This is a genomic window from Vibrio neptunius, from assembly GCF_000967495.1.
Classification (GTDB): Bacteria; Pseudomonadota; Gammaproteobacteria; order Enterobacterales; family Vibrionaceae; genus Vibrio; species Vibrio neptunius.
The window spans coordinates 16235-36686 of sequence record NZ_JXXU01000014.1; the positions used below are offsets into that span (position 1 = coordinate 16235).

The following is a 20452-nucleotide window of genomic DNA, read 5'->3' on the forward strand; positions in this document are numbered from 1 at the left end:
AATCCACCTCATAAGGTGGATTTTTTATCAATCTCGTCAGCTTAACGACCTATCAACTCACGCATCATCTGAATGTGAAGGTCATCATCGTTTAAGCAAGGTATAAAATTAAAGTTCTCTCCACCATGCTCAATAAAAATTTCCTGACATTGCTCAGAGATTTCTTCCAGAGTTTCAAGGCAATCGGCTGAAAATGCTGGCGTGAGAATATCCAGATTCTTAATGCCTTTTGCAGGTAGCTGTTCCAGCGTTTTATCAGTATATGGCTTCAGCCACTCTTCACGACCAAAACGGGATTGATAAGTCATGCCCATCTGGTCTTCGCTCAAACCTAATTCCAGTCGTAACAATTCTGTGGTCGCTTCACAGTGCTTGGGATAGATATCCCCGCTATCTGCGTATCGCAGAGGAATGCCATGGTACGAACACAGCAAGTATTCACCACGTCCTTTTTCTGCCCAAGAGCGCCTTACACTCTCTGCCAAGGCCTTAATGTAAGTTGGATGGTCATGATAGTCGCGGAGTAGTTTATACCCAGGCATCACTGGAATATTTTTAAATGCTTTAGTTAAACCATCTGATACGGCTGCAGTGGTTGTGCCCGAGTATTGTGGGTACAGTGGCAGTACAATGACCTCTTCCACGCCTTTTGCCATTAAGGACTCAATCCCTAACTGGAGGCTTGGACTGCCATAAGTCATGCCGAGTTCGACTGGAATATCGATAGATTTGGCCAGTTTCTCCGCTTGGCGTTTAGAGTAAACCATGAGAGGCGAGCCCTCATCCATCCAAACACTTTCGTACAACTTGGCAACTTTTGGTGAGCGAATAGGCAAAATGACGCCATGTAGAATCGGACACCATAACCAACGTGTCATATCTACAACACGTTGGTCATGCAAGAACTGACTGAGAAAACGCTTTACTTCGGAAGCTGTCGGTGCGTTTGGTGTACCTAGGTTAACCAGTAGCACACCTTGTTTTTTATTGTTTTGCATAGGACCCTATCGACACTTTAAAAGAGGCTGTACGTTGAAAACTTCTTGATCGATCAATATGTAGCGATAAAAAAAGCGACCCTTCAGGGTCGCTTCTACTATATCAAACTTTTAATTTCTGCCGTTAGCAAAATTAAGCCAGTGCTTTCTCAATATCAGCGCTTACTTCTGCTACTTGTTTAGTACCATCGAACTTAAGGTACTTGGTGTTACCTGATGCCGCTTCTTTGCCGTAGTAATCGATAAGCGGTGCAGTTTGCTCATGGTAAACACCCAAGCGTGCACGAACAGTTTCTTCTTTGTCATCATCACGAACAACAAGTTCTTCACCTGTCACGTCGTCTTTGCCTTCGGCTTTCGGTGGGTTGTACACTACGTGGTAAGTACGGCCCGAAGGTAGGTGAGCACGACGACCAGCCATGCGTTCAACGATAACGTCATCAGCAACGTCAAATTCAATAACGTAATCGACATCAACGCCCATTTCTTTCAGACCATCAGCCTGAGGAATCGTGCGCGGGAAACCATCTAGTAGGAAACCTTTTTCACAGTCATCTTGAGCAATTCGCTCTTTGATTAGACCTAGGATAATTTCATCAGAAACTAGCTGACCAGCATCGATAACAGCTTTAGCTTGTTTACCAAGCTCTGTACCTGCTTTGATAGCAGCACGTAGCATGTCACCAGTAGAGATTTGCGGAACACCGTATTTTTCCATGATGAAATTTGCTTGTGTGCCTTTACCTGCACCTGGAGCACCTAGAAGAATGATGCGCATGTTGAATCCTCTTAAGATAATGATGATTTATACCGAAGCTCACTATGGTGTTCATAACAAACAACAGCCTTAGTTCACGGTAAGTTTCGGTATAACTGTTCTTTCAATTGACAATAAAACAGGCGTGCACATTACACGCCTGCTCACTTTGTTTCAAGATTGCATTCTACCACACAATCTGTTCGCGTAGCGCAGCTTAAGACTAAAGAATGCTTAAACACTCACATTAAGCTGCAAACTTACGTTGTTTTATTCACGATAAGCGCAAATAAATCAAAAAGCCCGCATGATGCGAGCTTTTTGTTACCGTTTGACTATTAGCCCTTAGTCAAAAGCGAGTTGATGGCGCCTACAAATTGAGACGGGTCTTCCATCGAACCACGCTCAGCTAGCATTGCCTGACCAAGAAGAACTTCGACCCAACGACCAAACGCTTCTTCATCGGCCTCATCTGCCATGCGTTTAACAAGCTGGTGTTCTGGGTTGATTTCGAAGATGTACTTCACTTCGGGTGCAGCCTGACCAGCTGCTTCAAGCAACTTCGCCATTTGGGTGCCCATTTCAAAATCATCGGTCACAACAACCGCTGGTGTTGAAGCTAGCTTGAACGTAGTACGGACTTCTTTTACACGTTCGCCTAAGTAGTCCTTGGTACGTTCAACAACAGATTTAAACTCTTCTTCGGTCTCTTTCTGCTTTTCTTTTTCTTCTTCGTTCTCAAACTTGCTCAGGTCAAGGCCTGCTTTAGTGATAGACTGGAACTGCTTACCATCAAACTCTGTGAGGTAGTTCATCAACCACTCATCGATACGATCAAACATCAAAATGACTTCGATGCCTTTTGCTTTGAACTGCTCTAAGTGGGGGCTGTTCTTCGCAGCAGCGTAGCTATCTGCTGTCAGGTAGTAAATCTTATCCTGACCTTCTTTCATACGCTCAACGTAAGAGGCTAAACCTACCGTTTGCTCCGAGGAATCCACTTCTGTAGAAGCAAAGCGCAGCAAACCCGCAACTTTTTCTTTGTTGCTCATGTCCTCTGCTGGACCTTCTTTTAGCACCAGACCAAACTCTTTCCAGAATGACTGATACTTCTCTTCGTCATTTTTCGCCATGCGCTCAAGCATCGTAAGAACACGCTTAGTACAAGCGTTACGCAAAGATTGAGTCACTTTGTTGTCTTGTAGAATCTCACGTGACACGTTCAATGGCAGATCATTTGAATCAATTAAGCCACGAACGAAACGCAGGTAAGAAGGCATGAATTGCTCAGCGTCATCCATGATAAATACACGCTGAACGTACAGTTTGAGACCCGATTTGTGGTCACGATTCATCATGTCCCAAGGCGCTTTCGCTGGAATATACAGTAGGCTGGTGTAATCGTTCTTACCTTCAACACGGTTGTGGCTCCACACTAGTGGATCAGCGAAGTCGTGCGAAACGTGTTTATAGAACTCTTGATACTCTTCTTCAGAGATATCAGACTTGTTGCGTGTCCAAAGTGCTTGAGCTTTGTTGATTTGCTCCCACTTCTTCTCACCTGTTTCTTTACCTTCTTCGTCGCGTTCAGCAGTCTGAATAGCAACAGGAATACCAATGTGATCCGAGTACTTGCTGATCACTTCACGCAAGCGCCACTCGTTGAGGAACTCTTTACCTTCATCACGCATATGAAGAACGATATCAGTACCACGAGACTCTTTTGAAATGGTCTCGATAGTGTATTCACCCTCACCAGCAGAGTGCCACTGAACCGCTTCATCAGCAGATAGGCCAGCAGCACGCGTGCGCACTGTCACTGCATCGGCAACAATAAATGCGGAGTAGAAACCTACACCAAACTGACCAATCAGTTGAGAATCTTTAGACTGGTCTTCTGACAGCTTTGAGAAAAATTCGGCTGTCCCAGACTTTGCAATCGTACCCAGATGTTCAATGACATCATCACGGCTCATGCCAATACCGTTATCTGAAATAGTCAGCGTATTGGTCGCTTCATCAAATGACAGTTTCACACCTAATTCAGCGTCACCTTGATATAAATCAGGGTTGGATAGCGCCTGAAAACGCAGCTTATCTGAAGCATCAGAGGCGTTCGAAATCAGTTCGCGTAAAAAAATCTCTTTATTGGAATAAAGAGAATGAATCATTAAGTGAAGTAGCTGTTTTACTTCAGATTGAAAGCCACGAGTTTCTTTGTTTTGTGTTGCTGTTTCGCTCATGCTAACTCCATAACATCTATATTTATCAGCTTTCCGCGTTGTCAGCGGAGCCAATACTGAGATAATCTGCAAGTTAACATGAGGGTGACAATTGTAAATTCAAGGTCAAAAATTATAAAAACAATGTTTTTTTGATCTTATATTGACTATTCTTACACCTCAAAAAAATCAAAAAAACTAAACGTTAGCTCCCTGAATCAGGGTTTTTTGCGCATCTGATGAAATCTATACAACTATAATGGTCATATCCAATGAGTAACATAGGCACTAAGTTTAATCTTGCTAACAGATTCTCTTTTGACCCCAATACGAACTCCCTAGTGGACAAGTTAAACGACAGTGAAGTCATTCGTCTGGGAAGTAATGAAAGTCGCATTCTGCTTTTACTGTCAGAAAAGCCCAACGAAATCGTATCTCGCAACGAGTTGCACGATTTTGTTTGGCGTGAGCAAGGCTTCGAAGTTGATGATTCAAGTCTGACTCAAGCTATTTCAACTCTGCGCAAGCAACTTCAGGATTCAACTAAATCTCCTCAATATGTCAAAACCGTGCCAAAACGCGGCTATCAGCTCATCTGCAATGTTGAGCGCACAACGCCATTGATGAGTGGTGAGACACCTTCAAAAAAAGACGTTTCAGAAGAATCTGAAGAACAGCTAACAGAATTGACCACCGAATCACCGTCCGGCGAATTGACGCCAGATGAAAAGCCAGCTCAGAGCGCAACCGCCCCTACCACAGGTAAATCAAAATGGGTGACGCGTATCATGCTGCTTCTCACGATATTGATGCCTTTGTGCGTCATTCTATTTACCAATCCAGCTGAATCAAAATTTCGTCAAGTTGCTGTGTATGACGGGACTCCAGTGATGACACCAGTTAATCATCCTGATCTGAGCAAATGGTACCCATCCATTGAACAGTGTGTGAAGCGTTATAACGCTGCTCATTCAACGGTCGCTCCTGTAGAGGTGATTGCAACAGGAGGTCAAAACAACCAGCTCATTCTTAATTACATTCACTCTCTTGACAGTTCAGGCGAAAATATCACCGTTCGTATTTTTGCTGACCAAGAAGACCTCAGTAAAGTTTGTCAATAGGAATAAAGACATGAACCAAAAAATCGTAGCTGGATTACTTGTTCTGTCAGCGCTGTTCAGCAGTTGGCTTTACTGGGGTAGCGATCTAAAAGTGGAGCAAGTACTGACCGCGAAAGAATGGCAGTCAAAAATGGTAACTGTGATCACCGATAGCCTGCAAGAAGAGTCTGTTGGCCCGCTTCGCAAAGTGGAAGTCACTTCCAATGTAAAATACTTACCTAACGGTAGCTACATTCGAGTTGCTACGGTTCGTTTGTACGCTAACAATGCGAAAAATGAGAACATCATCAGCATATCTGAAATAGGCGAATGGGATATTAGCGACAACTACTTGCTGGTTTCACCTAGCGAGTTCAAAGATGTTTCTTCAGCACAAAGCAAAGACTTCACGGCTGATCAGCTTAAACTGATTACGCAGATCTTTAAGATGGACGCTCAGCAAAGTCGTCGCATTGACATTGTGAATGAAAAAACACTGCTTCTGACGAGTTTAAGCCACGGTTCTACCGTACTTTTCTCTAACTAGTTTTGAATCAAAGGGGGGCATGATGTTCCCCTACTTTACTTTTGCTAATCATGGATTGGATTTCCTCACTAGGGCTGCTGATTGGCTCGTTTTTCTCAAACACGCTTGCTTCTCTGTCGGGTGGTGGCGCCGGACTCTTACAATTCCCCTTGCTTATTTTCTTTGGCCTACCATTTTCCGTTGCCCTAGCAACTCATAAAATCGCTAGCGTTGCTCTCGGTCTAGGTGCAGCCTTTACTCACATCAAGCAAAAAACGATACCTTTCAAAGTCGCTCTCTATCTTATTGCTATCGGTAGTATAGGGGTCATCATTGGCGCCAATATCGTATTGAAGATTCCAGATCAACTCGCCGAAACACTGTTAGGTATGATGATTTTAGCGATAGGTGTCTACTCTCGACTAAAAAAACAATTGGGTCAAAAAGAACTTCCAACAAACCGTCATACGCTAGGTTGGACATTCGGCGGGCTGGGCCTGATTCTAATTGGGATAATTAATGGCTCCCTCACGGCGGGCTCTGGGCTATTAGTGACTATCTTCTTAGTTCGCTGGTTTGGTTATAGCTATAAGCAGGCTGTCGCGTTAACAATGATTTGCGTCGGGCTATTTTGGAACGGCATTGGCGGTGCTGCGGTGGCACAAGCAGGCGCCCCAATTTACTGGCCATGGCTACCTATCTTATTGCTTGGTTCCTTCCTTGGCGGAGGACTAGGCGCTTACCTGAGCACTCGTTATAGTAATCAGGTTATTAAGGTTTGTTTTGAATTACTGACCTTTGCGGTCGGCATCAAGTTATTACTGTGAGTGTATATGGACAAAGCAAAAATCGATATTTATTACTGTCGCCAATGCAATTGGATGTTGCGATCTGCATGGCTATCTCAGGAGCTGCTGCATACTTTCAGTGAAGAGATCGAAATCGTCTCCTTGCATCCCGATACAGGTGGTCGTTTTGAGATTTATTGCAATGGTCTTCTTATTTGGGAAAGAAAGCGTGATGGTGGCTTCCCAGAAGCGAAAGTACTGAAACAGAAAGTCCGAGACATCATAGATCCAGAAAGGGACCTTGGCCATTCTGATACTAAGTAAAAAATGCCCGTATTAGCGGGCATTTTTTATAGTCGAATCGAGGCTAACACCTGATTATCGAAGGTCACCACTTTTAGACCCCCTTCTTCATAGACACCGAAACTAGGTTCAAAACCATTTCGCGGAAACGTTACCGAACCAGGATTAAAGATGATTTGTTCTCCCTGCCACTGCGCTTCTGGAACATGAGTATGACCATGGGCAATAACGTCTCCGTGCTTTAACGGGGGACGCTTATCCTTGTTGTAAAGGTGACCGTGAGTGACAAACAAGCGGTGCCCATTCGCAACTAATACCCAAGCGTAATCCATCATCATAGGAAATGAGAGCAGCATCTGATCCACTTCACTGTCACAATTACCTCTTACCGCAATAATCTTGTCGGCGTATTGATTGAGTCGTTGCGCGACTACTGGCGGGTTGTAACCTTCAGGAACAGAGTTGCGAGGCCCATGGTTCAAAATATCGCCCAGTAACACCAGAGTATCGGTGCCAGAACGGTCAAACTGAGCAAGCATTTTCTCTGTCGCCGGCAAACTGCCGTGCAAGTCTGAGGCAAAAAACAATTTCATGACATTATATCCTCAATAACATTGAGGCTATTTTACGGACTCAGCAACGTTTAGTCATCTCTCGCCATGCCATTGATCACAATATTGTTGTAGCTTACCATTCCAATAATACGTCCACTTTCAATGACGGGCGCTCGACTAATACCAAAACGTTCAAACAAACGCGCACAATATTTCACATTCATATCAGGATCTACCGAGAGAGCAGGTTTGGTCATGATCTCATAAATATTGATCCGATCAGGCGAACGATTCTTCGCCAATACTTTTTTCGCGATGTCATTCATCAACACTAAACCGTACTCATCGTCTTCATTGCGCTTATTCACGACCAAGGCTTTCACTTCATGACTACGTGCTAACTGAATGCCCTCCCTAACGGTCGTGAGCCCATCAATCATGACATAAGAACTGACCATCACATCACGTACTCGGATTTTTCCCTGACCACTCATAATTCATCCTCTACGACCTTTGTTAACTTCTCTACTTGGTGAGCTACACCAACCGCATCTTCGATATCAATCTGCACAGCAATACCTTGTCCAGACTCCTGATCAAATTCCCCTACCTCGCTGATCGTTTCGAGTATATGACGAGACAGGTGCTCTTCGACCACAAACAACACGACATCTTTTTGAGTTTCCAAGGTCAATCCAAAAAAGGTTCGCTTTTTATTTAACCCTTCTCCCCTAGCGTGATTAATTACCGTCGCACCTGTTGCACCAGCATTTCGTGCTGCATCCACTACTTTTTCAGTTTGACTGTCTTCCACAAAAGCCAGTATCAATTTAAAGCGCATTTTAACTATCCTCCTGCGCTGCCTCTCTGTTGAGCCAGCGAGTGATCTGGGCATAACCCATAACAGAAATCATTGGAAACAAACTGGCAAAGGCAATCAGACCAAAGCCGTCGATCATAGGGTTTCTTCCAGGAACAGTAGACGCAAGCCCCAAGCCTAAAGCTGCGACCAAAGGTACGGTGACGGTAGATGTCGTAACACCTCCGGAATCGTAAGCTAGCGGAACAATTAACTTGGGGGCATAAAACGTTTGGATAACAACAATAATATAGCCCGCGATAATATAGTAATGGATAGGGTCACCAACAACGATCCTATAACTCCCCAATGAGATACCAATTGCCACTCCTAATGCGACGGCTATCCGCAAACCGTTGACACTGATTGAGCCACCCGACACTTGGTTGGCCTTAATGGCAACGGCAATCAAAGAGGGTTCAGCGATTGTTGTACTAAAGCCGATACAGAAGGCGAATAAATATACCCAGTAATAGTCCTGCCAACCAATGGCCCCCGATACGCTAGTTCTAAATTCTTCTAAAAAAGCTGGCGCCGTCAACTGAGTTGCCATCGTTTCCCCCAGAGGGAATAGCGCAAGCTCTAGACCAATCAGGAAAAGAGATAGACCAAGAATGACGTACCCAAACCCAAGCAATACTTTGGGTAGATTCGTTACTGGGCGGCGTAATACTGCAAACTGAAAGCCGAAAATAATCGATGCGATAGGGATGACATCGCTAATAGTGCCAAGGAAAGTGTCAACAAAGTGCGACCATTCAATCATGCCACCACCATTCCATAAACCATCACAAACATCATAGGCAACAAAGAAGCAAAGGCGATTAATCCGAAACCATCTATCATCGGGTTACGACCTTTAATGGCCGATGCAAGCCCAACGCCGAGAGCTGTCACCAAAGGGACCGTGATGGTTGATGTGGTCACACCGCCAGAGTCGTATGCCACACCAATAATGGCGTCTGGTGCAAACATCGTCAGCACGACAACCCCAATGTACCCACCGATGATCATGTATTGGATTGACCATCCTTTTAGAATTCGAAGTACGCCAAGCATAATGGCAATACCAACAGAGAGAGCTACCGTATAACGCAAGCCATTAGCGTAGTCATCCATGGCAACCTCCTCTGAGGCAATCATGCCCCCTTCTGCTGCTACTTCTGCGGCCTCATCCGCGACTGCAGTTAAAGCAGGCTCAGCAACCGTCGTTCCAAAACCCAAACAGAAGGCGAAGATCATTAGCCAAAATACGCTCCCCTTGCGAGCAAATGCCTGAGCCATGGACTCACCGATTGGAAAAAGCCCCATCTCTAAACCGAAGATAAAGAAGGTCAGCCCCATCACGACAAGCATCAATCCAAACAATATAGAGAGCATGTTAGGCAAAGGGTCTTGCAGTACCACCAATTGGAAAAAAGCAATTACAGCAACTATCGGCAGCAAATCTCGTAAGCTGCCTAAAAACGCTGTGAGCAGCGCAGCAATTGCCTGCATACACACCTCTTAGTTAGTGAAGTACTTGTTTATGATGGCAAATAGAATGACCATTTGGTGTGACTCATATAGCGGGACGACCGACAAAAGTAACGAAATGTTAATTTTGTGATGGTCACTAGTTTTACATAATCAGTGATCCGAACGGTGGCTAACTCGCTATAATTACTAGAATTAGCCAAATTAGATTCTGAGTGATCTGATATTAATAGAGGAGCAAAGGAGAGCGGAATGAAAGTACTACTCACTGGTGGCACAGGTTTTATTGGCAGAGAATTGCTGAAACACTTCACAACGTATGAAGTGGTTTTACTCACCCGTTCCCCTGAAAAAGCGAAAGCGATCGTCAATCACGCTGATTTAGGCAACATTACATACGTATCTGAGCTAGAGCAGTACCATGATCTCAATGAATTTGATGCCGTAGTCAACCTAGCTGGTGAACCTATCGCGGACAAGCGCTGGAACGAGAAACAGAAAAAAAATATCTGTAAAAGCCGTTGGAATATCACCGAAAAAATCGTTGATTTGATTCACGCTAGCACCTCTCCACCAGCAGTTTTTATCAGTGGGTCCGCTGTCGGCTATTATGGTGACCAACAAGATCACCCCTTCGATGAAGGTCTGCATGTTCACCACCAAGGTTTCCCTCATCATGTTTGTGCAAAATGGGAACAGATCGCGAATCGCGCTCGTTCGGAATCGACGCGAGTCTGTATACTCAGGACTGGGGTGGTTCTCGGTCAAGATGGCGGTGCACTGAATAAAATGTTGCTGCCTTATAAGCTAGGCTTAGGTGGACCAATCGGTAATGGTCAACAATACATGCCATGGATACATATGTTAGATATGGTCAGAGGTATCGTCTACTTGCTCGAAACGGAGCATGCGCACGGGGAATTCAATTTATGCGCGCCTCACCCCGTGACTAACGAGCAATTTAGCCAAACATTGGCGAGGTCACTCAAACGCCCGCATCTTTTGTCGACCCCAAAATGGGCGCTTCGTCTGGCAATGGGCGAAAGCTCGATTCTTTTGTTCGATAGTCTGCGAGCAAAGCCCAAAAAACTCACTGAACTAGGATTTCGTTTTAGTTACTCCCGCTTAGAGCCTGCACTAAAAAATCTGTTACAACATCGCGAGTAATCTTTTATTCTAGTTGATATCTGCCTCGCTAGAAGAAAGGAATTCATGTCTTACTCTATTCTTATCACAGGTTGTTCCACAGGGATCGGCTACGTCTGTGCGCATGCACTTCATCAAAAAGGTTATCAGGTCATCGCATCGTGTCGGCACTTTGCCGACGTAAAACGTTTACGCAGTGAAGGCCTGACATGCATTCAGCTTGATCTTTCCGACAGCGATAGTATTTCTAATGGGGTTAAGCAGGCATTGTCACTGACGAACGAGAAACTTGATGCCCTGTTTAACAATGGGGCTTACGGTCAACCAGGAGCCTTGGAAGATCTCCCTACTCAAGCCTTAAGAGAACAGTTCGAAACCAATTTTTTTGGTTGGCATCAACTCGTTCAAGAGGTTTTGCCTAGTATGCGCCAAAATGGAAAAGGGCGGATTATCCAGAATAGCTCAGTGTTAGGCTTTGCCGCCATGAAGTATCGAGGAGCATACAATGCCTCTAAATTTGCTCTGGAGGGCTGGACGGACACTTTACGTTTGGAGTTGTTTGGGAGTGGTATACAAATCAGCTTGATCGAACCAGGCCCTATTGAGACCCAGTTCAGACAGAATGCATTGCGTGCCTTTCTGAAATGGATTGATATAAACTCAAGCGTGCATCACCAGCATTATAAAGAGCAGTTGGAAAGACTAGAAAAAGAGTCATCAAACAATTCATTTGTTTTACCAGCAGAGTCATGTATTGCTCCTTTGTTGCATGCTCTAGAGTCAGATACCCCCAAAGTTCGCTATCGTGTGACTACGCCAACCAAAGTATTTGCAGTACTAAAGCGATTACTCCCTAGCCGGCTACTAGATCGCATTCTACAAAAGGCTGCTTAAAAATAAATCACCGAGTGTCATTTTTTCGTCATAATAAGACGCTAATTTAGCCATTGAAGTTGTTCACTTCATGACCTCATATAAGCGTTACATTCGGTAAAAACATGACATTGAACCAGCTAAACTGGCTAAGTGTAGGTGTTGCGCTAACGCTGTTTATCGTTTTATAAACACCTTCGCTTGCATTAGGCATCATTAACACCGCTATGGAGGGCGGTGTTTTTGTATCGGCTATTCCCTTGATATTGGCAGCCGCTGCCCATATGTTGGTTGTATCCAACTCTTTGCAAGGAATCACCAAATGCAATCTCCTTTTATTGTGGAATTGAACGAGCAAAACTTCCGTCAAGTACTCGAAGGCTCAATGCAAACACCGGTCCTGATTCACTTTTGGGCACCAATGAGCCAAGAAAGTACACAAGTTATTCCGGATCTGCAAAATCTCGCGCAGCAATACAACGGGGCTTTTACACTCGCGCTCTTAAACTGCGAGCAAGAGCAAATGATTGCAAGCCAATTTGGTGTCCAGGCCCTGCCCACCATTGCGCTGTTTGTTAATGGTCAACCTGTCGATGGCTTAGGGGGTCCTCAGGATCTCACCGCGATTCAGGCGATGCTAGCCAACCACCTTCCAAGCCAAGATGATCTGAATCTGAAACAAGCTCTAGAACTCATTCAATCTGGTCAGCATTCTCAGGCTTTAACACTGCTACAAGCACTACCTGATGAAATCAAGCAGAAAGGTGATGTAAAGCTCGCTTTAGCAGACTGCTTGTTAGAGAATCAAAGCTATGACCAAGCCGAAGCCTTACTCGATACCATTCCTATGGAATATCAGGACAACTACTACAAAGGCTTAGTGGCAAAGATGGAGCTGCACGCCCAAGCAGCAAACAGCCCTGAAATCCAATCTCTTGAACAGGCGCTAAGCGATAGGCCTGAAGACGCTCAAACAGCCGCCGAACTCGCCCTGAGTTACCATCAGGTCAACCGGGATGAAGAGGCATTAGAAATACTATGGACGTTCTTAAGCAGTGATTTGAATGCTCTGGATGGCGAAATGAAAAAGCACTTTATGGATATTCTAGCAGCACTAGGACAAGGAAATCCAATTGCCGGAAAGTACCGTCGACAACTCTACTCTGTACTCTATTAGACTTCCTAAAAACCTTCAAAGCCGGCATGTCCGGCTTTAATTTTATACGAATTTGGTACAAGTTCTCATTTATGTCATTGTACTGGCACATAAATTGAGCAACAATCGACATATTAATTTTTTCAAGGACTCAGATATGGCTATCGACTCTCTCATTACCATCGGCATTTTTCTCATTGTCGCTATTGCATTTATTATTGCCAGTGTCAAAACTGTACCTCAGGGTAACCACTGGACTGTAGAGCGTTTTGGTCGCTACACCCTCACTCTAAAGCCGGGACTGAACATCATCATTCCTTTTATTGACGGTATAGGTCATAAAATCAATATGATGGAGCGCGTGTTAGACATCCCCGCTCAGGAAGTCATTTCTAAAGATAATGCTAACGTCACTATTGATGCCGTCTGTTTTGTTCAAGTAGTGGATGCTGCAAAAGCTGCGTACGAAGTCAATGATCTAGAACACGCCATTCGTAACCTAACTCTTACTAACATTCGTACCGTTTTAGGCTCAATGGAACTTGATGAGATGCTGAGTCAACGTGATATGATCAACAGCAAACTGCTGTCCATTGTTGATGAAGCGACTAACCCTTGGGGCGTAAAAGTCACACGGATTGAAATTAAGGATGTTCAACCACCAGCCGATCTTACTGCCGCAATGAACGCCCAAATGAAGGCAGAGCGAAACAAACGTGCTGAAGTCTTAGAAGCTGAAGGGGTTCGACAAGCTGAAATACTACGTGCCGAAGGCCACAAGCAGTCAGAGATCCTCAAAGCTGAAGGTGATAAACAAGCCGCTATACTTCAGGCAGAAGCGCGTGAACGTGCTGCTGAAGCAGAAGCTCGAGCGACGACTATGGTTTCAGAAGCGATTGCTCAAGGTGACATGCAGGCGGTTAACTATTTTATTGCCCAAGGGTATACCGACGCATTGCGTGCGATTGGCCAAGCCGAAAATGGCAAAATTATCATGCTACCGCTTGAAGCATCGGGCCTGATGGGTTCAGTGGCTGGTATCGCAGAAATGTTCAAGCATCAATCCGACCAAAATAAATAGAGGCCCTCTTGTTCGAATTACTCGATTCTCTCAATTATTGGCACTGGTTAGCGTTCGGGCTGGCTTTGCTGGCTGTGGAGTTGCTTGGTACTGCTGGCTATTTTCTATGGCTAGGTTTGTCGGCGCTAATCATCGGTTTGTTACTCACTATGCTTCCGATGAGTTGGCAACTGCAGTGGATTGCTTTTAGCGTCTTTTCTTTGATGACCACTTGGTTATGGTGGAGGAGACAATTTAAGAAAGACGTCTCTGACGATTTAAATCGAGATTTAAACCAGAAACAGAAGCAACTTATTGGTCAGACTGTACTGATTGAGGAAGATCTGGCGCCTGGAAAACATCGCATAAAAGTGGGAGACACCACTTGGTCAGCGCAAACCGAACATACGATACCCGCTGGTGCACTCGCAGAAATCACTCAAGTGGACGGTATTATTCTCACCATACAAGAAAAAAAATAATCTCTATCTCAAGCTCTTTGTCTCAGCAAAGAGCTTTTTCTTATCTAGCAACACTTTCTTTGCAGTAAAAAGCTATAGTTTTAAATCACTTAATGCATTATCGTCTTGAATTAAGTAACGAGTTAAATCGGAAAATAACTTGAATCGAACTCAATCTACTCATTGCCCATAAAATAACATTTCAAATATATCATTTAGTTATTAATTTGCCTTAAGTAAAAAGTAACAGTTATTTATTAAAGCGAATTTTAAATAACAAAACTTTTTTTGATCTTTCATCGTTAAGCGACATACTGATAAATATCTCTTTAATGATTTTTAGCGAGGTGTTTAATATGAAGTATTTAATTGCGTTAGCATGCAGTCTTACTTTTAGTTTTTCGGTAGTAGCACAATCACCCGTAGGAAGCACTACTTCGGGTCCAATAGTGAAATGTGAATTAAGTCCAGGGGTAGTTGAACGTATGCCAATCGTTATATGCAAAAATAGCGATGGTACGGTAATGAGATGAAAAAAGGAGCCTTTCAGCTCCTTCTTTTTTTATAATTCTAGCAGTTGTTTAATGACTGTTTTTCTTTCTTCTTTTGTTGCTTTTCCATACCAATAACCAAACATTTCTTGTTGTTTGGAGTTTGTTGTGAGGATAACTTTGCTTGAGTTACGATTTTCAACAGCCCAGCTCAATAGCTCATCACGTTGTTCTTTAGGCGTTTGCTCAAACCAATATTGTGTCATCTCTATCGCTTTTGAAGAATTACCATCAGTCTCCATTGTAACGGGAACAGCCACTGAAGCTCTACCAACATTATAATTTGCACTATTCACAACCGCTTCAATGTAGCCAGCAGGAATTGAGAAGGTCATGTTATTCGCATTTGAAGCAGCGACATTAAATACAAGGTCTTGATACGGCTGCTGCTCGAGAAACTGGCTAGACACTGGGAACTTGACGAACTGAGTTTGGGTACACACGTCACTACAGGTTTCTGCCGATGCAGCGTAAGGTTTTAAAGCCTCCTTTCTATTGATGCCTTCAACCGTGACTGATTTAAATTCGCTATAGTTTTTAAAGTACTGCAATTCCATTTTAATAAATGAGTCTGGCACATTTTTTTTCTGTAATGGAACCACATAGTTAAGCTCTAATGATGACTTCACCAACTGACTTCCGTTCACTTCAAGTGAATCTGGCTTGAGTGATTTACCAACAATAATTTGATAGTTCTGTTTTGACTCGACTCGCTTTACTGCATCTGTAAAGTCGCTAGTTGAATCTAATGTAGTACAACCTACCATCAATAAAGGAAGTGACGCTAAAATAATTTTCTTCATATAAACCACCCTGGATATGACTCCGTTATATACTATTCGAATTACCCTTTATCTTCAGGCTCTACCTCTCAATACAATAAAAGCTGGCCAATAATGACCAGCGTATCTTACTAAGAATGAATGTTGATACTCTTAGAAACCGTATTCTAGACCAACACGAACCACGAATGTTTCCGTATTTGTTGCACCATCAGCTGATAATATATCGCGCTGTGCAACACGCACGTAAGGTACAAAACCATTGTGAACATACATTAACTGACCGGAAACAACACTGTCTTCGTTGTTGATTTTTACTCCTGCTGTTTCTGAATCCATATTGGCTGCATAACCTAGCTTAAAGCCCCATGGTCCGGTCCAATACTGGCCGATAACAGAATATGAATCCTGCTCAGATTTTGAACCACCTTGTACATCAGATTCACCGGCTTTATATGCTGCAGATAAACCAAAGCCAGCAGGAAGAGACGCTTCAAAACCAACTAAATAGCCGAAAGTATCAGCTTTAGTACCTGCATTTGCATCAGTCTGACGATCCGTTTCAGTTTCAAGTGCTGCATGGAAAGTTAGGCTATCATTCAGACGATAGTGCGCCGCTGCACCGTAGAAATAATTATTTTTTACGCTTGCCTCACCGCGCCCCGTCGCCAGATTGAAAGTAAAACCGTTGTAATCAACTGAATCGTAGCGTGCCATATCGCCATGACGGTCACGATTGTATGACACATCACCGCCCCAATCCCAAACAGCACCTAGGCCAGGGTTTGCGTAAGGCCAGTCAATAACTTCATACATGGGCGTAAGCATACGACCAAAGCGTACCTTACCCCAGTCACCTTGTAGGCCAAGGAAAGTATCACGGTTACCTAATGATGCACCATCGCCATTTTCCCCAACGTAGCCAGACTCTATCTGCATGAAAACATTTAAATTCTCGTACATATCTTTACTAGCGCGAAAACCAATGCGTGATTCATTCTCGTAGTCATACCCCGTGCCAGTATCAGTAGTCACACCAGCTTTCGTCTCTTCAGAGTCATAATTTACGATTGAGATTGCTGCCACACCGTAAGCTTGTACATTGAAGTCAGAGATAATACCAACCTGAGATGATTCAGCTGCTAAAGCACCTGTAGAGACCATCGCCACTGCTGCACCAAGAAGAGTGCGTTTGAACATTTTTTCCATGGAAGAACTCCTAAAAATGAATATAGCTGTTTTTGTTGTTCTCACCTCAAGTTGGCCGCCGAAGGGAGAATCATTTCCTATGATGAAAGTAAAAGAGTGATCACTCATTCTTCCCTTTCTAATTTGCATACACTCGGTGTATCCATGGACTTAAGACTAACTTCGCGATAAAAAACATCAATCAGAACTTAATTTTCAAATAAAAAAATATGACCAGCTACAAACTTTTATAAACACAGTGATCAAGATCTAACTCCGTTATTATCAAGCACATCAAATAAAATAAAATAAATAAAAATCAACAATTTAAAAACAAATGCCAAGTAGGAATAGTTTGAAGTGACTCGCATAAAAATAGTGAAAAAGAGAAGTTTATCAGTTATAAGATCTTGATCACTGCATTAATATTGGCCTCGGTAATCGTTAAAATCATCAGTATTTTTACCACAAAAAAAAACCACCCGTATGGGTGGTTTTTTCTAATTGAACTGGCTTTAGATTAGATTAACTAGATCCTGTTCAGTTTGGATTTCGATACCTAATTCTTGAGCTTTAGCAAGTTTAGAACCTGCATTTTCACCAGCAAATAAAATGTCTGTTTTCTTGCTCACACTGCCTGTCACTTTAGCGCCTAGCCCCTGCAATGCGGCTTTGGCTTCATTTCTAGACAGTTGTGACAAAGACCCAGTAAGAACCACTATTTTTCCTGCTAGCGGTTGGGGAATGTCTCCGCTCGGCTCTTCAATCTCAGGCCATACTATCCCTTGGTCGAGAAGACTTTGGATAACTTGTTGGTTTTTATCTTGAGCAAAGAAAGCGATGATATGATTGGCAACGATATCGCCAATATCAGAGACTTCAATGAGTTGTTCAAGATTGGCAGTTTGAACTGCATCTAGAGTTTTAAAATGCTGAGCTAAATTGGCCGCTGTAGCTTCACCAACTTCTCGAATGCCAAGGGAATAGAGGAATCGAGGTAATGTCGTCTGCTTAGCTTTGTTTAATGCATCAACAACATTTTGCGCTGATTTCGGCCCCATACGATCAAGGACAGTTATCACGCCAGCGGATAAACTGAATAAATCTGCTGGCGTTTCAACCATCTCTCGATCCACTAGCTGTTCAATGACCTTTTCTCCAAGCCCATCAACATCAAGAGCTTTACGAGATACAAAATGTCTCAATGCCTCTTTACGTTGCGCCTGACAAACTAAGCCACCAGAACATCGCGCAACCGCTTCACCTTCAATACGTTCCACCTCTGAACAGCATACAGGGCACTGTTTTGGAAACACGATATCGCGAGCATTATCTGGTCGACGTTCTTCAATCACAGACACTATTTGTGGAATCACATCTCCTGCACGGCGAATGATTACGCTATCACCTACTTTCACACCAAGGCGCTCAATCTCATCTGCATTGTGCAATGTTGCATTGCTGACCGTCACACCGCCGACAAACACAGGCTCCAGTTTGGCTACAGGTGTAATCGCTCCAGTCCTTCCGACTTGGAACTCAACATCATTAAGCAAGGTGACCTCTTCTTGCGCAGGAAACTTGTAAGCAATCGCCCATCGTGGGGCTCTAGCAACAAAGCCTAACTGTTCTTGTAATCCAATATCGTCGACTTTAATCACAACCCCATCGATTTCATAGGGTAAGGCTTCTCGGCGCTCTAAAATATCTTGATAATAAGCTTTTACTTCGGTCAAATTAGCAACTCGACGAGTTTCAGGGCACATTGGTAGCCCCCAGCCTTTCAGTTGCAGAAAGCGCTCATAATGGCTTTCAGACAATGCAGTTCCTTCAACAACACCAACGCTGTATGCATAGAAACTAAGAGGACGTGTGGCTGTAATACGCGAATCCAATTGACGTAAACTGCCTGCTGCTGCGTTACGTGGATTCACAAAGACTTTCTCGCCCTTTTTCTGGGCTTGCTGATTCAATTTTTCGAAGCCTTCTTTGGGCATAAAGACTTCACCACGTACCTCGATACGTTGCGGCCAACCCTGACCACTCAATTTGAGCGGAATGGATTTGATGGTGCGGACATTCTCAGTAATATTTTCTCCCGTAGCGCCATCACCTCGAGTCGCCGCCTGAACCAAAATACCATTCTCATACAGTAAACTTACAGCCAGACCATCCAGTTTAGGCTCGCAGCAGAAAACGTTGAAATCGGCAGAAGGTATGCGATCAGACATACGCTTGTGGAAGCTTTCTAGCTCGCCATCGTCGAATGCATTGTCCAGTGACAACATCGGGATCTCATGAGTTACAGATTGGAACCCATCAAGCGGCTGTCCACCTACACGCTGACTTGGAGAATCCAAAGTGACCAGCTCAGGGTTGTCGGTTTCGAGCGCTAATAGCTCACGCATTAATCGATCATATTCAGCATCAGGGATCTCAGGGTTGTCTTCAACGTAATACTTAACACCGTGGTAATGGAGGGTCTCACGCAACTGATTGAGCTTTTCTTGAATCTCTTGTGACATAAATAACTCTGTACTTAATCGTTTTAACGACCGATATCGTATTGATGTCGGGATATAATTTGCAGGAGTATGAACAGGCTTTGTCAGGTTAGCAACTATGCCATGTTCCAAAAGAAAGGCTCCGGATTCGGAGCCTTGATTGAATTTAGAGTAGCTTAAGCAGACTCTGCTGTTTTGAAACTCTGAATCTGCGCTCGGTATGCATCCAGACGGTTTGGCGTCATTAAATTGCGAGCATCATCGAGTACATTGGCGCCTAAATCATCGGCTATCTGCTGAGCTGTTTTTAGCATCAACTTAAAATTCTGTTCAGGGTCACCGTAACATGGGAGTGTCATAAAGAATGAGATACCTTTGGTTGTAAACGCCGCAGGATCGGTATGTTCAAGTGTACCAGGTTGCATCATATTAGCGACGCTAAACAGCACCTTACCTGTCCCAGACAAGTCGGAATGACGATGGAAAATATCCATTTCACCGTAAAGTAAACCGTTCTGTTCCATGCTATCAAATAGCTTTGTTCCAACAAATGGCTCAGTCCCCGCGCAATGCACATTGAGCACGATAACTTGCATTTCTGGCTCAGCCGAAGCGACTTCAGGCTCATGCGTATCATTGACGACTGATAAAGAGTCCGTATTTTGTGGCTCTGAGGCCACAACTGACTCCACATTCGCTTCAATATCATCCAACACTTTGGTTGAGATAGATGGCACGTCCAGTTCAGGCTCTTCGTTGACCTTTTTTTCAGCCGATTCAGAAGGCAAATCAAGTTGGCTCACTGTCTTAACGTCGGCGTCAACATAACCATCAATCAACGGATCAGCGGCCAGCTTCTCTTCAGCGAAATCAGGCTCTTTGCGCTCTTTACGAATGATTTCAAAATCATCTTCGGGTGCAAATGCACGCTCTGGCACCGTATCAGGAGCATCCTCTTTGTCAGCATCCAATTTACGAAGAGGCTTACTGCCAAACTTGGCTTTTCCTTCTTTTTTGCTTGTCCATAAACCGTGGAACAGTAGCGCAGCTATCGCTAAAGCCCCGACGATTATGAGTACAAATCGCAATTCCTGCATTTTTCGCTCTCAAATTACTCGATACATGTAGACCTTAAGCCAACTTATCGA

The 20452-nt window shown here is 43.9% G+C and carries 21 protein-coding genes; 9 read left to right on the forward strand and 12 right to left on the reverse strand.

Annotation, left to right across the window (positions count from 1 at the left end; translation table 11 throughout):
• Positions 1–41: 41 nt before the first annotated feature.
• From hemH to htpG, 3 genes are all read right to left on the reverse strand, one after another.
• Entirely contained in the window at positions 42–998 is a 957-nt protein-coding gene (gene hemH / locus TW84_RS05310; RefSeq protein ID WP_045974636.1) for a ferrochelatase, read from the reverse strand.
• Positions 999–1131: 133 nt separating this feature from the next.
• Complete coding sequence (adk, locus tag TW84_RS05315; protein WP_045974637.1) at positions 1132–1776, reverse strand: adenylate kinase; 645 nt, start codon at positions 1774–1776, stop codon at positions 1132–1134.
• A 317-nt stretch (positions 1777–2093) separates the two neighbouring features.
• Entirely contained in the window at positions 2094–3998 is a 1905-nt protein-coding gene (gene htpG / locus TW84_RS05320) for a molecular chaperone HtpG (protein WP_045974638.1), read from the reverse strand.
• A gap of 251 nt (positions 3999–4249) precedes the next feature.
• Between htpG and TW84_RS05325 the strand changes: the two genes are divergently transcribed.
• From TW84_RS05325 to TW84_RS05340, 4 genes are read left to right on the forward strand one after another with little or no spacing between them, the layout of a single operon-like run.
• On the forward strand, positions 4250–5098 hold the full coding sequence (locus TW84_RS05325; protein WP_045974639.1) for a transcriptional regulator: 849 nt from the start codon (positions 4250–4252) through the stop codon (positions 5096–5098).
• 10 nt (positions 5099–5108) lie between these two features.
• The gene (locus tag TW84_RS05330; RefSeq protein WP_045974640.1) at positions 5109–5624 is read left to right on the forward strand and encodes a regulatory protein ToxS; all 516 of its coding nucleotides are present in this window, start codon (positions 5109–5111) and stop codon (positions 5622–5624) included.
• A gap of 50 nt (positions 5625–5674) precedes the next feature.
• Entirely contained in the window at positions 5675–6430 is a 756-nt protein-coding gene (locus TW84_RS05335; RefSeq protein WP_045974641.1) for a sulfite exporter TauE/SafE family protein, read from the forward strand.
• Positions 6431–6436: 6 nt separating this feature from the next.
• Positions 6437–6715, forward strand: a complete 279-nt coding sequence (locus TW84_RS05340; protein WP_045974642.1) for an Rdx family protein — start codon at positions 6437–6439, stop codon at positions 6713–6715.
• Between the two features lie 26 nt (positions 6716–6741).
• On the opposite strand, the gene yfcE is transcribed toward TW84_RS05340, so the two are convergent.
• Genes yfcE through TW84_RS05365 form a run of 5 tightly spaced genes read right to left on the reverse strand, consistent with a single transcriptional unit; the run spans position 6742 to position 9604 of the window.
• Positions 6742–7287, reverse strand: coding sequence for a phosphodiesterase (gene yfcE, locus TW84_RS05345; protein ID WP_045974643.1), 546 nt, complete (start codon positions 7285–7287; stop codon positions 6742–6744).
• 50 nt (positions 7288–7337) lie between these two features.
• Entirely contained in the window at positions 7338–7742 is a 405-nt protein-coding gene (locus TW84_RS05350) for a CBS domain-containing protein (protein ID WP_045974644.1), read from the reverse strand.
• Entirely contained in the window at positions 7739–8089 is a 351-nt protein-coding gene (locus tag TW84_RS05355) for a P-II family nitrogen regulator (protein WP_045974645.1), read from the reverse strand. The genes TW84_RS05350 and TW84_RS05355 overlap by 4 nt, the downstream gene beginning before the upstream one ends.
• A 1-nt stretch (position 8090) precedes the next feature.
• Positions 8091–8873 carry a DUF1538 domain-containing protein gene (locus TW84_RS05360; RefSeq protein ID WP_045974646.1) on the reverse strand — a complete coding sequence of 261 codons (783 nt, stop codon included), beginning with the start codon at positions 8871–8873 and terminating at the stop codon, positions 8091–8093.
• Positions 8870–9604 carry a DUF1538 domain-containing protein gene (locus TW84_RS05365; RefSeq protein WP_045974647.1) on the reverse strand — a complete coding sequence of 245 codons (735 nt, stop codon included), beginning with the start codon at positions 9602–9604 and terminating at the stop codon, positions 8870–8872. The genes TW84_RS05360 and TW84_RS05365 overlap by 4 nt, the downstream gene beginning before the upstream one ends.
• A gap of 231 nt (positions 9605–9835) precedes the next feature.
• On the opposite strand from TW84_RS05365, the gene TW84_RS05370 reads away from it, so the two are divergent.
• The 5 genes from TW84_RS05370 (at position 9836) to TW84_RS05395 (ending at position 14300) form a co-directional block, all read left to right on the forward strand.
• Positions 9836–10750, forward strand: coding sequence for a TIGR01777 family oxidoreductase (locus TW84_RS05370; protein ID WP_045974648.1), 915 nt, complete (start codon positions 9836–9838; stop codon positions 10748–10750).
• A 45-nt stretch (positions 10751–10795) separates the two neighbouring features.
• The gene (locus TW84_RS05375) at positions 10796–11623 is read left to right on the forward strand and encodes an SDR family oxidoreductase (protein ID WP_045974649.1); all 828 of its coding nucleotides are present in this window, start codon (positions 10796–10798) and stop codon (positions 11621–11623) included.
• A 301-nt stretch (positions 11624–11924) separates the two neighbouring features.
• Positions 11925–12779, forward strand: a complete 855-nt coding sequence (locus TW84_RS05385; RefSeq protein WP_045974651.1) for a co-chaperone YbbN — start codon at positions 11925–11927, stop codon at positions 12777–12779.
• Positions 12780–12915: 136 nt separating this feature from the next.
• Complete coding sequence (locus TW84_RS05390) at positions 12916–13839, forward strand: SPFH domain-containing protein (protein WP_045974652.1); 924 nt, start codon at positions 12916–12918, stop codon at positions 13837–13839.
• A gap of 8 nt (positions 13840–13847) precedes the next feature.
• On the forward strand, positions 13848–14300 hold the full coding sequence (locus TW84_RS05395; protein WP_045974653.1) for an NfeD family protein: 453 nt from the start codon (positions 13848–13850) through the stop codon (positions 14298–14300).
• 541 nt (positions 14301–14841) lie between these two features.
• Here the strand turns inward: TW84_RS05395 and TW84_RS05400 are convergent.
• The 4 genes from TW84_RS05400 to zipA all read right to left on the reverse strand — a co-directional run bounded on the left by TW84_RS05400 (position 14842) and on the right by zipA (position 20401).
• Positions 14842–15633, reverse strand: coding sequence for a DUF2057 domain-containing protein (locus TW84_RS05400; RefSeq protein ID WP_045974654.1), 792 nt, complete (start codon positions 15631–15633; stop codon positions 14842–14844).
• Positions 15634–15765: 132 nt separating this feature from the next.
• Entirely contained in the window at positions 15766–16821 is a 1056-nt protein-coding gene (locus tag TW84_RS05405) for a porin (RefSeq protein WP_045974655.1), read from the reverse strand.
• A 494-nt stretch (positions 16822–17315) separates the two neighbouring features.
• Entirely contained in the window at positions 17316–19325 is a 2010-nt protein-coding gene (ligA, locus tag TW84_RS05410) for an NAD-dependent DNA ligase LigA (RefSeq protein WP_045974656.1), read from the reverse strand.
• Between the two features lie 155 nt (positions 19326–19480).
• Positions 19481–20401 (reverse strand): cell division protein ZipA, encoded by a 921-nt coding sequence (gene zipA, locus TW84_RS05415; protein WP_045974657.1) that lies wholly within the window; start codon positions 20399–20401, stop codon positions 19481–19483.
• Between the last annotated feature and the right edge of the window lie 51 nt (positions 20402–20452).